This window comes from Ruegeria sp. BC1 (assembly GCF_056539305.1).
In genome coordinates this window covers 178658-191245 of record NZ_JBQFUT010000005.1, presented here as the reverse complement: position 1 = coordinate 191245, position 12588 = coordinate 178658, and the positions used below count along the sequence as shown (strand labels likewise).

At 57.7% G+C, this 12588-nt stretch carries 12 protein-coding genes; 7 read left to right on the top strand and 5 right to left on the bottom strand.

Annotated elements, in window-relative coordinates; genetic code table 11:
• Positions 1–81 precede the first annotated feature (81 nt).
• The 3 genes from ACR0IY_RS12840 to ACR0IY_RS12830 all read right to left on the bottom strand — a co-directional run bounded on the left by ACR0IY_RS12840 (position 82) and on the right by ACR0IY_RS12830 (position 3991).
• Complete coding sequence (locus tag ACR0IY_RS12840) at positions 82–1080, bottom strand: HupE/UreJ family protein (protein WP_480673854.1); 999 nt, start codon at positions 1078–1080, stop codon at positions 82–84.
• On the bottom strand, positions 1077–1907 hold the full coding sequence (locus ACR0IY_RS12835) for a peptidyl-prolyl cis-trans isomerase (protein ID WP_480673852.1): 831 nt from the start codon (positions 1905–1907) through the stop codon (positions 1077–1079). The genes ACR0IY_RS12840 and ACR0IY_RS12835 overlap by 4 nt, the downstream gene beginning before the upstream one ends.
• Positions 1908–2068: 161 nt before the next feature.
• Entirely contained in the window at positions 2069–3991 is a 1923-nt protein-coding gene (locus tag ACR0IY_RS12830; protein WP_480673850.1) for a DUF3604 domain-containing protein, read from the bottom strand.
• 345 nt (positions 3992–4336) lie between these two features.
• Here ACR0IY_RS12830 and bioB point away from each other — a divergent pair, with 345 nt between their 5' ends.
• The 6 genes from bioB to ACR0IY_RS12800 are packed head-to-tail and all read left to right on the top strand — an operon-like array spanning position 4337 to position 9719.
• A complete protein-coding gene (gene bioB, locus ACR0IY_RS12825) occupies positions 4337–5317 on the top strand; it encodes a biotin synthase BioB (RefSeq protein ID WP_480673849.1) in 981 nt (326 codons plus the stop codon).
• On the top strand, positions 5314–6447 hold the full coding sequence (locus tag ACR0IY_RS12820; RefSeq protein WP_480673847.1) for an 8-amino-7-oxononanoate synthase: 1134 nt from the start codon (positions 5314–5316) through the stop codon (positions 6445–6447). Before bioB ends, ACR0IY_RS12820 begins: the two co-directional genes overlap by 4 nt.
• A complete protein-coding gene (gene bioD / locus ACR0IY_RS12815) occupies positions 6444–7064 on the top strand; it encodes a dethiobiotin synthase (protein ID WP_480673845.1) in 621 nt (206 codons plus the stop codon). The genes ACR0IY_RS12820 and bioD overlap by 4 nt, the downstream gene beginning before the upstream one ends.
• Entirely contained in the window at positions 7061–8347 is a 1287-nt protein-coding gene (bioA, locus tag ACR0IY_RS12810; RefSeq protein WP_480673843.1) for an adenosylmethionine--8-amino-7-oxononanoate transaminase, read from the top strand. The genes bioD and bioA overlap by 4 nt, the downstream gene beginning before the upstream one ends.
• Positions 8344–8964 (top strand): pimeloyl-ACP methyl esterase BioG family protein, encoded by a 621-nt coding sequence (locus tag ACR0IY_RS12805; protein WP_480673841.1) that lies wholly within the window; start codon positions 8344–8346, stop codon positions 8962–8964. Before bioA ends, ACR0IY_RS12805 begins: the two co-directional genes overlap by 4 nt.
• Positions 8961–9719: a methyltransferase domain-containing protein gene (locus tag ACR0IY_RS12800; RefSeq protein ID WP_480673839.1), complete on the top strand. Its 759-nt coding sequence runs from the start codon at positions 8961–8963 to the stop codon at positions 9717–9719. Before ACR0IY_RS12805 ends, ACR0IY_RS12800 begins: the two co-directional genes overlap by 4 nt.
• Before the next feature lie 6 nt (positions 9720–9725).
• Here ACR0IY_RS12800 and ACR0IY_RS12795 read toward each other — a convergent pair whose 3' ends face one another.
• Positions 9726–10412: a GntR family transcriptional regulator gene (locus ACR0IY_RS12795; RefSeq protein WP_480673837.1), complete on the bottom strand. Its 687-nt coding sequence runs from the start codon at positions 10410–10412 to the stop codon at positions 9726–9728.
• 147 nt (positions 10413–10559) lie between these two features.
• Here ACR0IY_RS12795 and ACR0IY_RS12790 point away from each other — a divergent pair, with 147 nt between their 5' ends.
• Entirely contained in the window at positions 10560–11801 is a 1242-nt protein-coding gene (locus ACR0IY_RS12790) for an acyl-CoA dehydrogenase family protein (RefSeq protein WP_480673835.1), read from the top strand.
• A 4-nt stretch (positions 11802–11805) separates the two neighbouring features.
• Here the strand turns inward: ACR0IY_RS12790 and ACR0IY_RS12785 are convergent, their stop codons facing one another.
• Entirely contained in the window at positions 11806–12585 is a 780-nt protein-coding gene (locus ACR0IY_RS12785) for a carnitinyl-CoA dehydratase (protein ID WP_480673833.1), read from the bottom strand.
• Positions 12586–12588: the final 3 nt, after the last annotated feature.

The window sequence follows — 12588 nt, the reverse complement described above, 5'->3', positions numbered from 1 at the left end:
CAAACGCTGACACGCCTATGCCTGACCAATGAAAGGGTACATCTTTCGTTAAAGCAGGTGTACTGCCCGGACTGCTGCTCCTTAGAACGAGCTTACTCGCTCGATAAGCCAGTAGACGGACACGCATCCGATGGCATAGCCGGTCGCGGATCTGGTGACTGAATGGCCACCAGAGGTCATTGATCTCGAAAGCAGGCGCCAAACCGCAGCAACCGACGCCAAAACGGCGATAAACGCAAGTTGGCCAGCTTCCACTCCTAGATTAAAAGCAAGCAGTGCGGCCGGGATGTCCTGAGGCGGCAGGCCAATTTCTGACAATGCGCCGGCAAACCCAAGCCCGTGCAGCAGACCAAAGCAAAAGCAAACAATCCATGGGTATTGTTCGGACAGCCTGAGCTGGCCGTCTTTGTGTTTGATGATTTCAAGGGCAAGAAACACAATCGATAGTGCGATCACGGCTTCGACCGGACTGGAGGGAACTCGTAGAAACCCAAGGGTAGCCAATGCCAGCGTTATCGAATGTGCAACTGTAAAGGCAGTTACCGCCCCAACTAACCTCCAGCGGTCACGAACCAATACAAACAATGCAAAAACAAACAGAAGGTGATCCCATCCTTCCAGAATATGTTCGAAACCCAGTTGGAAGTAGCTGACCAATACGGACCACGTGGTTGGTTGTGACGGAATCGTCAGTTCCGGTGCCTCAGGCGAAAAGCGCAGTGTAGCAATGTCCGAATTCAGGGGCTGAATGCGCATCAGAACATCGTTTCTTTGCACTTCAAGCCCGTCGATGGTGATCGTGTGTCCTGCTATTTCAGCCTCGCACTCGGCCACCCATGCGGATACCCAAGCATTACGGTCAGACACCGGTTCAGGGCCTTGTGCCGGGGTGCAGTGCACAGGCAGGATCGCGTCGATGCGCATCGGCTGTCCCTGAACGTCCGGTATGCGCCACACCACCCGCCAAGTGTTTGGGGCCAGTTGTCGAAGGTCAAGATATCCCGGATCAAGCGCGTGGGCGTACGCGAGCTTTGGTAAGAGCACGAAGAATACCGCCATCACACAGATGAACGCTTTCATTGCGCGTTCCCCAGGGTCTCTGGCAGGTCAATCTGGTATTGCGCAGCAAGGGTTTCATATTGCGCCTGCGCGAGTTCGTTGGCTGCGTCCCGGCGCCACGCCATCAAAACCTCGTCTCGGATGTCGTTGAGTGGTGGCACAATCCGGTTGCGTTTTTCGGCAACGCGGACCAGATGCTGCCCGTACCCAGACGGGATAGGACCGGACCAGATGCCCGGTTCCAATGTCTCAAGACTCGTTGAAAAACCGCGTCCGAAAGTTGCATTAATTGCGCTGTCCGCCGATAGCGGCATGGATCGCGTCAACAGGGTCGGGGCGCCAACACCCGTCCAGTCTGCGCCTGAATTCAGCAACGCAAGCGCTGCTTCAACGTCATCCTTTTGCGGAGCCTCTCCGAGAAAGACTTGATCGAATGCAAATTGGCGGGGCGTTGTGAAACCCGCGGGGTTCTCCTGCACATATGCAGTCAGTACAGAATCTTCTGGTTCCACGGACGATGCGATTGCATCGGTCAGAAAGTCCATTTTTTGCGCAAGCCGCGCCCGGATCACCTGATCCCCCCGGTCCAATCCAAGCTTTCGGGCTTCTCTGACCAGAACCTCTTCGCGAACCAGCGCATTAACGAGGGTTTGCAGCTCTGCCTGCGTAGGGGGTCGTTTCCAGGTGGTTTCAAACCGCGCGGTCAAAAGTTTTATGTCACCTTCGTCGATGATTATGGTCTCATCTTGCTCTTCTGTGTCTATCGGAGGTGTAACCAGGTAGAACCAGCCAAAAATCGTAACACCGATCAGGATGAAGTGGAACAGAGGTTCTTTCAATACACGCATGACCATTCCTGAAAGCACGCCAGAACAGTCTCAACCGTAGGGATTTACCGCTGAACGAGTCAATCGGCTCCGCCGCCTGTTTGGGTTGCTTTCCAAAGCTATAGTGGAAATCCAGGGGCGACGCTGATCGCCCCTGGAAGGGGGTGTTCGCGAGTGATTGCTCACTCGCTGGGGGTGTACCATATCGGCGAGGAATACGCGCGTTCCTGATGAACAAGCTGAGTCTCTGCTGGTAGATCAATTCCAAATCTGACCTTATCGTAAAGCACCCAGCGCGGTGTCGGGATCTCCAAGACCCGTACGTAGTAGAACGCCCGGTCATTCGGGTCGAAATCAGGATCGCTCCAAACAGTCAGCAGTTCGGATGCGCCGATTGTGTTGCTCCAGCTGGCGGTGTCCAGATCTACGGTATTGCCAACTTCGGGCAGGTTCCCGTCTGCGTCCAAGGTGCGGTCGTCTGACCATGCGACGTCATAAACCTTTTCCTGCATTTCACCCTCGGCATCCAGCCAACCCTTCACGACCTGTACCCGATCAAGGTTTGCGCCGATTGGATCACGCAGGGCGCCGATCAGAAAATTCGGTGCGCCATCCCCTTCGCGCGGTCGCAGATCGCTGCCCATTGGGACGCCCTTTGTGTAACCCACATCGGCCACCAGCCTGGTTAGCATATCGTCTTCGGTAAAGTCCCAGCCGCCAAAAAAGCGCAAACCGATCCTCGGCCCGGTGGTGGCATAAGTCTCACGGCGTTTGAATGCATCGAAAATGGCCGAGCGCGTGTTTTCGGACGCCCATACAGCGGTATAACCGGACGCCACCAGCAAATCCCCTGGAATCTCACCCAGTTCGTTGGCGATGAACGGGTGTTCGATTCTGCGCGCCGACGGTTCCACGCTGACGGACTTGCCAAAGAAGTTATCCTCTTCAGCGGTTGCCAGAGACGTATGGCTGTCCGTCGCACCGCCCATGCCGAACTTGTAAGGGTTCACGCCGAACTTTTCTTCCAGCATCAAACCGCGTTTGAGCGCCTCGCGTGCATACTCGCCCGCCAGCATGTCTTCGGTCTTCAATTCAGTGATGTCGAGGTTGCCGACGTCCCAGTTTTCATAATCCGCAAAGGGGTCGTCGGGGCTCAGATAAGGGTGCGCTTCGCCGTCACCCTTAATCTGCGTGACCTCGTAATGAGGTTCCCACCGCGCGCGGTTTTGAACGTATTCCTCGTCGACCTTGCCGCCATGGTAAGTGTCTTCGGTCGGAAACATCCAGCCATTTGACAGATTGCCGTTATGGGCAAAGGCCACGGCACGGCCACCGGTCTTGGCCTCATACTCCTCAAGCCATGCGTAGAGCGCCTTGGGGTCGGTGTCACCATATGGCGGCTGCGTAACGGGCGGCACAACCTGCAAGGCGCGGATCGGCCCGTCGCGCAGCATCACGTTTCTGTGCAAGTTGAACCCCTTGGGTACCGAGGTCCACTCGAAGCCGATGAACGCCGTGAAATTGCCCGGATCGTTATGACGTTCTGCTGCCAGAACGATGTGTTCCCAGGTAAAGGCGAAGGCGTCCGCGCCGGGGCTATAAGACTCCAACAGAATTTCGGGCAGCGTCATCTGAGAGAAATTTGTTATAATGTCGAACGCTGCCTTGCCGGCTTCTTCTCCGCCCGCTTTATACCCCTCGTACCATTCCAGACCCTTGGGATCGGAAAGCACACCAGGCTTACCTGCCTGCAGATCGGGGGCAAAACCCATCAGGTCGGTATGATCCGTCAGCACCATCCAATCCAGAGGTCGTGCCAGCCGTACCGGCTGTCCGGTAGACGAAATCACCTGTTCGCCCTTGGCAAAGCGCCACGCTTCGTCTGGAAGCAATGTGTTGCCAAATGCACCGGCATCCAATGAAAGCCCAGTGTGCAGATGCGTGTCGCCCCACAGTGGACGTTCGGGAAACGAACGGTTGGCATATGGGGAAAAGGGGCGCTCGGCAAACGTGCCTTCAGCTGCTTCTTTGCTGGGTACCGCATCGGCGATTGCGGCGGCTGGTATAGAAATCAGTGTCACGAAGAAAGTAGTCACTCGAAGCATTGGAACCTCCCCATTCAATGCAGTCGTGCGCTCAAAATACATAAGCGTGATGTTCATTATACATCACCGATTTAGAATATCATGATTTTTATCCAATAAGTGAAAGCCCGGTATCTGAGAAGTGATGCGAGGGTGCTCAATGCCGCAAATGCCTTGTTTAAGAACTTTGGCAGGAGCGCTGTTGGACGGCCTGTTCCTGGGTTCGCCCGACGTCCCTTTTTGATGGGAATGTCAAGGCTGACGACGGGGCGTATTCTTGCTTGCTTTGCAGATTCAAGTTGTAGTTTTGACGTTTATCGATATTAGAGAGAGCAGGCATGGAGTTTTGGATAGATTATCGATAAAATGGAAAACACCACTCCCACTTGGACCCGTGAGGCGGCGCAAGCCGTATATGATCTTCCTCTGATGGACCTGTTGTTTCGCGCGCAGACCGTGCATCGCGAGAATTTTGATCCAAACAAAATTCAGACGTCCAAACTGCTGTCGATCAAGACAGGCGGTTGCGCCGAGGATTGTTCCTATTGTTCGCAATCAGCGCGCAACGGCTCGAAACTTTCGGCATCCAAGCTGATCGAGGTCGAGCGGGTGCTGTCGCAGGCGCGTAAGGCGCGTGACGGTGGTGCGACCCGTTTCTGCATGGGCGCGGCTTGGCGTGAGCCAAAGGATCGGGATATGGATGCCCTGGTGGCTATGGTCGAGGGTGTTCGTGAAATGGGCATGGAAACCTGCATGACGCTGGGCATGCTGGACGACAATCAAGTCATCCGTCTGCGCGACGCGGGCCTCGACTATTACAACCATAACATCGATACCTCGGAACGTTATTACCCCGAAGTAATCACTACCCGCACCTTTGCGGACCGGATCGACACAATGAACCGGGTGCAGGATGCCGGGATCAAGGTGTGTTCGGGCGGTATCCTGGGCATGGGCGAAGAGATCGGCGACCGCGTCGATATGCTGGTCACGCTGGCCAATATGGGTCCGGCGCCCGAGTCCGTGCCGATCAACATGCTGATGCCGCAGGAAGACACACCGCTGGCTGACGCCAAGCCGATTGATCCGATCGAGTTTGTCCGCGTCATTGCCACCGCGCGGATTATGATGCCGAAATCCTATGTGCGCCTATCCGCTGGACGCAGCGACATGAGTGATGAGCATCAGGCCATGTGCTTCTTGGCCGGTGCAAACTCGATCTTTGTGGGTGAGACGCTTCTGACTGCTGAAAACCCAGAAGAAGACAAAGATGCGATCCTGTTTGCAAAGCTGGGCCTGCAAGCGGAAACTGTGGCCGGGCAAAGCCTTGCGGACGCTGCTGAATGAAAGCACTGGGTCGTCTGAACTCAATGCTGGAAACACTGGGTGCCCGGCATCGCCGCCGGGTATTGGCCCCGACGCGTGGGTTGGACTTTGCCTCGAATGACTATCTTGGTCTGTCGCAATCCCGGTTCCTGAAAAACGCTGCGCAGCAGGCCCTGGACAGGAGCGTGCCGCTGGGATCGGGCGGATCGCGTTTGTTGCGCGGCAATCACCTGGAACACGAGGCATTGGAAAGGGAAGCGGCCGCGTTCTTCGGGTCCGAAGCTGCATTGTTCATGGGCGGTGGGTTTCAGGCCAATCAGGCAATTTTCTCGACCCTTCCAGCTGCCGGAGACCTGATCTTGTTTGATGATCTGGTTCACGCCAGCGCGCATGAAGGCATGCGTACGGGCCGCGCGGATACACGGTCGTTCGCCCATAACGATGTCGCGGATGCGAGGCGCGTTCTTTCGGATTGGTTGGCCGCCGGAGGGATGGGACAGGTCTGGATCGCGGTGGAAAGTGTCTATTCCATGGAAGGTGATCTTGCGCCGCTGAATGCGCTGTCTGATCTGGCTGGCGAATATGATGCCGTTCTCGTTGTGGATGAAGCCCATGCCACCGGAGTTTTTGGCCCACTAGGCAAAGGTTTGGCTCATGGTCTGCCAGCCGAGGTTCTGACCCTGCACACGTGCGGTAAGGGTCTGGGAGTGTCAGGCGGTTTAATCTGTGGAAGGCAGGTGATGATCGATGCGCTGATCAACCGCGCGCGGCCTTTCATATTTGCAACAGCCCCGTCTCCGTTTAATGCCGCCCTTGTGCGCGCGATTCTTACACATCTGCAAGCGGACCCAGGCCTGACCGAAGCTGCGAATGCCCGTATGCACTATGCGCATACCGAAGCCGCGCGTTGTGGCGTGCCGCAGGACGCGTTGAACAGCCAGATCATCCCGGTCATTCTGGGCGACGATGCCCGGACCATGAGCACGGCCGCCGACGTGCGGGCGCAGGGGTTCGATGTTCGCGGCATCCGACCGCCAACGGTTCCGCGCGGCACGTCGCGGCTGCGGATTTCGATCACCGGCAACGTGACACAAACGGATATCACCGCCTTGTTCGAAACTCTGGCACAGCATCAAAGCGAGGCAGCATGAGTACCGTCATCGTCGTTGGCACAGATACCGGTATCGGTAAAACCGTTTTTGCTGCGGGTCTGACCGACGCTCTTGGCGCGTGTTATTGGAAACCGGTGCAATCGGGCCTGGAAGAGGCAACGGACTCTGAAACGGTAAAGGCATTGACCGGAGCCGATGTGCTGCCCGAAGCCTATCGTCTGAACATGCCTGCCTCGCCGCATTTGTCGGCCGAGGAAATGGGGATCGAGATTGACCCAGCGCGTTTGACCTTGCCACAGGTCTCTGGCCCTATGGTCGTCGAAGGTGCAGGCGGGTTGATGGTGCCTTTGAACCGCGAGGTCTTTTTCCTTGACGTGATTGCCCAGTGGCAGGCTCCGGTGGTTTTGGTTGCGCGTACGGCTCTGGGAACGATCAACCACACAACCTTGTCCCTGATGGCGCTGCGCAACGCTGGATGCAACGTGATAGGCGTGGCTTTTGTTGGGGATGCCGAGCCGGATGTGGAACAGACGATCGCCCAGATGTGCAAAGTCCGGCATCTGGGGCGCCTACCTTTCATCGACAACCTGTCCCGTGAATCAGTGTCAGAGACCTTCATCGCTATCGACACGGATGCAATCCGGAGCGCTCTGTGACCCCGCTCGAGTTTGACGCCCGCCATCTGTGGCACCCGTATACCAACGTGTTGGAACCGGGCCCGATGCATCTGATCACCGGGGCCGAAGGCGTCTGGCTAACCCGCGATGGCGGAATCCGCATGATTGATGCAATGTCGTCCTGGTGGTGCGCGGTGCATGGGCATCGTCACCCGGCCATCATCAGGGCGATGCAGGCGCAATTGGAGGATATGCCGCATGTGATGTTCGGTGGCTTGACCCATTCGCCCGCGATTGAGCTGGGTCGACGGTTGATCGATCTGTTGCCTGACGGGCTGGACCGTATTTTCTACAGTGACAGCGGGTCGGTTGCCATCGAAGTGGCGTTGAAAATGGCAGTGCAGTACCAGATGGCCCAGGGCCGCACCGGGCGGACGCAGTTTGCCACCATTCGCGGCGGCTACCACGGTGACACCTGGAAAGCGATGAGTGTGTGCGATCCCGTCAACGGGATGCATGGTCTGTTCGCGGGGGCATTGTCCGTTCAGCATTTTCTGCCGCGCCCGCAGATCGCGTTTGGGCAGGACTGGTCCGAAGATGGCGACCTGAACGGGTTGAACGCGCTGGAACAGCTGCTTGAGACCAAAGCCGATCAGATCGCGGGATTGATCCTTGAACCCGTCGTTCAGGGCGCCGGGGGAATGTATTTCTACCACCCGATATGGCTGCGGCGCGCGTATGAGATGTGCAAGTCGCATGACGTGCTGGTCATATTCGATGAGATCGCCACAGGTTTCGGTCGCACCGGAGAGCTGTTTGCGCTGCACCACGCCGATGTGGTGCCGGACATCCTGTGTTTGGGCAAGGCTTTGACCGGCGGGCATATCACGCTGGCCGCTACGATTACCACTGAAACCGTCGCGCGCCGGATCGGCGAAAGTGAGGCCAGCGTGCTGATGCACGGTCCGACCTACATGGCCAACCCTCTTGCCTGCGCGGCAGCCGTTGCCAGTCTGGATCAGCTGACAGTCAGGGACTGGCGCGGCGAAGTGCGCGCCATTGCTGACCAAATGGCGCAAGAGCTCGCCCCGGCCCGCAACTTGCCCGCGGTCGCCGACGTTCGAGTGTTGGGGGCGATCGGCGTCATTGAAATGGAGGATTGGGTTGATCCATCGGTCGCGCATGGACTGGCACCGGAAACCGGCGTGTGGCTGCGTCCGTTTGCGCGGAACATCTATTGCATGCCGCCCTATATTATCGCGCCGGATGAGCTGAGCCGTGTGACTTCGGCCATGGTGTCACTTGTCAGAGGGATGTCATGAAACGGCGCTGGCTGATCCGCGCTTGCACCGAAAATGTGCTGGTCGTCTTTGGGGGTTGGGCCCTCGGGGCTGCCCCGTTCGAGGGTATGGAGGCGAACTCGGATGTTCTTTTGGTGCAGGACTACACCGAGTTGGACGATCCGCTGAGTGACCTGGAGCGTTACGAGCACGTCAGCCTGATCGCCTTTTCCTTTGGTGTTGCGTCGGCTGCGCATTGGCTGGATCAGAAGGGTCGTGAGCCGGATCGGTTGATCGCGGTCAGCGGTACGTTGTCGCCTGCGGATTCCGAACGCGGCATTGCACCCGACATGATCCGGGCAACGGCCGAACAGCTGAGCGCGGACAGCTTTGCCAAATTCTGCCGCCGCGCCGGGCTTGAGGGACCTGCGCCCGAGATTGACATCGAGGCGGCTCGGGCCGAGCTCTACGCGGTGATTAAACGCGGCCCCGCACCGGACCCCGGGTTTGACCGGATCTGGATACCGCAGCGGGATCGGATCATCCCCACCCGCGCGCAGGAAGCTGCTTGGGCGGCACACCGGGAAGCGACCCGTACGATTCCGGGGGCCCATGTCCCCTTTCGCAATGGACAAAGTTGGGAGGACTGGGTCGCATGAACGCTCAATTAACCGACCGCGTCCAGCGCAGTTTCAGCCGCAGCTTTCGAACCTATCATGACTCGGCAGGCCAACAGGCGTGGATCGCTGATCGCGTGGTGCAGGGCTTGGACGACAGTGGTGCGCCCAAGCACTTTGCCTCGGCGTTGGAGTTTGGTTGCGGAACCGGTCATTTGACCCAACGACTTTGCGGGCGTTTCTCCTTCGGTTCGCTGACTATCAACGATCTGTCACCCGAGGCGCGTGAGACCGCACTTGTCCACGGCGCTGATTTTCTGTGTGGCGACGCCGAAATACTCGCCTGGCCTTCCCGGCCCGATCTGATCACGTCAGCATCCATGATCCAGTGGCTGCCGGACCCGATAACATTTCTGCGCCGGGCGGCAGTGTCTCTGGCTCCCGGCGGGTATCTAGCGGTGTCGGGTTTTGGCCCGGAACAATATAGGGAACTGGTTTGCATCGGTTCCGCAGCCAAAGCGCCAGGCCTGTGCGGGGCAGATGACATGGTGGCGGCTGTCGAAGGTTTGCTGGAGGTGGTCTCGGTCGGTGAGACGCAGCGCGAGATGCAGTTTTCTTCGCCGCGAAAAGTGCTTGAGCATCTGCGTAGAACCGGTGTGAACGGGCGGGCGCAAAAGCCCTGGACGAAATCCAGCCTGCTGTCTTTCAGCAACGATTACATCAGGCAGTTCGGTAGCGTCACGGGCGTTCCGCTGACCTATCACCCGACATGGATCATCGCTCGGAAACCCGGCTGATCCTGGTCAGGCCAATCTGGTCAAATGACGCTGCATAACGGCATGCGCTTTGGCGGCGTCGCGATCCTTGATGGCGGCCAGGATAGCCGCATGATCCGGATCAGCGCGCCTACGCCACTTAGCAGTGTGCAGATTGTTGAAGTGCCACGTGTAAAGCAATTGTAGATTTTGGATCTCGGCGATCATTCGGGGCATATTGCAGGCCGCAATGACCGCCATGTGGAAACGCTGGTTGGCCTCCTCCCAGTCATCGGCGGTCTCAGCGTTGTCGCAGTCTTCATGCACCTGTTCGATCAAGGCAATCTGAGCTGAAGTGAGGTTTGGAACAGAATGCAGCAGCGCCACAGGTTCCAGCGCGCGGCGCATAACCCGCAACTCCTGAATTGCGTTTTGATCCATCTGCGAAACGCACATCCCCCGGCGTGGCAGACCTGTCACCAGCCCCTGCGAGGCAAGTACCAGTAGGGCTTCGCGCACCGTGACCTGACTGACGCCAAACTCGCGGGCGATCAAATCCTGCCGCAGCTTTTCCCCGGGTTTAAGGTCGCCGCGCACAATCCGCGCCGAGAGTTTGCGCGCAATGTCATCCGACTTTTTCAATTGCTGCTCGGACACCTGATCCCCGTTGCTTTGACGTACATGTCGTGCGTTCAGACGCTTATCGTCATGTGACGGATTGAGCAACAGACCCATACTTTGTGACAGACATTGAAATGGTTGCCTGTTGTCTGTCGGAATTTACCATTGAGACCAAACAAGTCGGGTTCATATAAGCCCAAGACAGGGATAGGGTGTCAGGAACCCTAGCGCGTCGTCGCTCAGTCTGAAAAAGGGACCACTATGGATTTTGCCCCATCACCGCGCACCGTGGAATATCGCGAACAGCTAAAAAGCTTTATGGGGGCGCATATCTATCCGCGCATCCGCGACCACAAAGACGAAATTACGGCGGGCAACTTCCCCGTTTCCTTTATGGAGGATCTCAAAGCGCTGGCCCGGTCTGAAGGCTTGTGGAACCTGTTCCTGCCCAGCCTGCGCGACGACGAACCTGGCACGCGGCTGACCAATCTGGAATACGCCCCGCTAGCTGAACTGATGGGGCAGGTCAGCTGGTCGTCTGAGGTATTCAATTGCAGCGCACCCGACACCGGCAACATGGAGCTATTGCACATGTTCGCCTCACCAGAGCAGCGCGAGAAATGGTTGGTTCCGCTGCTGAATGGCGAAATCCGATCATCCTTTGCAATGACCGAGCCGGATGTAGCCAGTTCGGACGCCACCAACATCACCACGTCAATCCGGCGCGAAGGGGATGAGTACATCATAAATGGCCGCAAGTGGTTTATTACCAACGCCTGTCATCCGAACACCATGATGTTCATCGTCATGGGCAAAACCGATCCCAATGCAGATCGGCACAAACAGCAGAGCATGGTGATTGTGCCCAAAGACACGCCGGGTCTGGAAATCGTCCGTAATCCTACGATCCTGAACATGCACGATCCCGAAGGGCACGCTGAACTGGTTTTCAGGGACGTGCGCGTACCTGCCGGTAACCTTCTGGGTGACGAGGGTAGCGGTTTTGCTTTGGCGCAAGCACGTCTGGGCCCGGGCCGTATCCATCACTGCATGCGCTCAATCGGGGCGGCGGAAATGGCGCTATCGTTGATGATTGAGCGCGCGCAGGAGCGGACTACCTTTGGCAAAAAGCTCTCGGAACAAGGGGTAATCCGGGAATGGATCGCAAAATCGCGTTTGGAAATTGATCAGGCGCGGCTGCTGACCCTGCAAGCCGCGTGGAAAATTGATCAGGTTGGTGCCAAAGCCGCCCGGCGTGAGATTTCTCTGATAAAAGTTGTGGCCCCCAATGTGCATGCCACCGTAACCGACCGTGCCATGCAGGTTTTTGGCGCCATGGGAATGACGCCGGATACACCACTGGCCGACAGCTACACCTGGGCGCGGGCGTTGCGGTACGCCGACGGTCCGGATGAGGTGCATTTGCAAGCCATTGCGAAACAGGAAATTAAGGACTCCAACTTTGGGATGTCGGCGCAATGGCTGACACCTCCACCTCGTTGAGCGTTCACTTGCCTTGCCAGACCGGGTCGCGCTTTTCGGCAAAGGCGCGGGCACCTTCCAACTGATCCTCGCTGGAGTACAGCACATCCACCGTGCGTAACTGGCGTTTGGTGATGCGGTTCATCGCATCCTGGAATTTGCTGTCCTCGGCATCGCGCACAACCTCTTTGATTGCCGCGTAGACTAGCGGAGGACCTGACGCCAACAGACGGGCCAGCTCCCATGCCCGGTCCATCAATTGATCGGCTGGGAGGATTTCATTTACCAGTCCCCAGCGATTGGCCTCTTCGGCATCGAACCAGCGCCCGGTCAAAAGCAGCTCCATCGCGATGTGGTAAGGAATGCGCTTCGGCAGTTTCACACTGGCCGCATCCGCAACTGTGCCAGAACGAATTTCGGGCAGGGCAAACGTGGCGTGTTCCGCTGCGAGGATCATGTCCGCCGAGATGGCCAGTTCCAGGCCACCGCCGCAGGCGATGCCGTTGACCGCAGCGATGACCGGTTTGTTTAGGTCACGCAGTTCTTGCAATCCGCCGAAGCCACCCACGCCGTAATCGCCGTCAACGGCATCGCCGTCAGCTGCGGCTTTCAAATCCCAGCCTGGGCAAAAGAACTTCTCACCCGCACCGGTCAGAATAGCGACACGCAGGTCAGGGTCGTCGCGGAATTCTGCAAAGACATCACCCATGATGCGGCTGGTGGCCAGATCGATTGCATTGGCCTTGGGCCGGTCAAGCGTCACCTCAAGGATCGCGCCGTCGCGCCGGGTTTTGATCGGGTCCATGTT

Coding starts and splice junctions, on each gene's coding strand:
- ACR0IY_RS12835 (WP_480673852.1), bottom strand. CDS start 1,907: ATGCGTGTATTGAAAGAACCTCTGTTCCACTTCATCCTGATCGGTGTT.
- ACR0IY_RS12840 (WP_480673854.1), bottom strand. CDS start 1,080: ATGAAAGCGTTCATCTGTGTGATGGCGGTATTCTTCGTGCTCTTACCA.
- ACR0IY_RS12820 (WP_480673847.1), top strand. CDS start 5,314: ATGAAAGCACTGGGTCGTCTGAACTCAATGCTGGAAACACTGGGTGCC.
- bioD (WP_480673845.1), top strand. CDS start 6,444: ATGAGTACCGTCATCGTCGTTGGCACAGATACCGGTATCGGTAAAACC.
- bioB (WP_480673849.1), top strand. CDS start 4,337: ATGGAAAACACCACTCCCACTTGGACCCGTGAGGCGGCGCAAGCCGTA.
- ACR0IY_RS12785 (WP_480673833.1), bottom strand. CDS start 12,585: ATGGACCCGATCAAAACCCGGCGCGACGGCGCGATCCTTGAGGTGACG.
- ACR0IY_RS12805 (WP_480673841.1), top strand. CDS start 8,344: ATGAAACGGCGCTGGCTGATCCGCGCTTGCACCGAAAATGTGCTGGTC.
- ACR0IY_RS12830 (WP_480673850.1), bottom strand. CDS start 3,991: ATGCTTCGAGTGACTACTTTCTTCGTGACACTGATTTCTATACCAGCC.
- ACR0IY_RS12790 (WP_480673835.1), top strand. CDS start 10,560: ATGGATTTTGCCCCATCACCGCGCACCGTGGAATATCGCGAACAGCTA.
- ACR0IY_RS12800 (WP_480673839.1), top strand. CDS start 8,961: ATGAACGCTCAATTAACCGACCGCGTCCAGCGCAGTTTCAGCCGCAGC.
- ACR0IY_RS12795 (WP_480673837.1), bottom strand. CDS start 10,412: ATGGGTCTGTTGCTCAATCCGTCACATGACGATAAGCGTCTGAACGCA.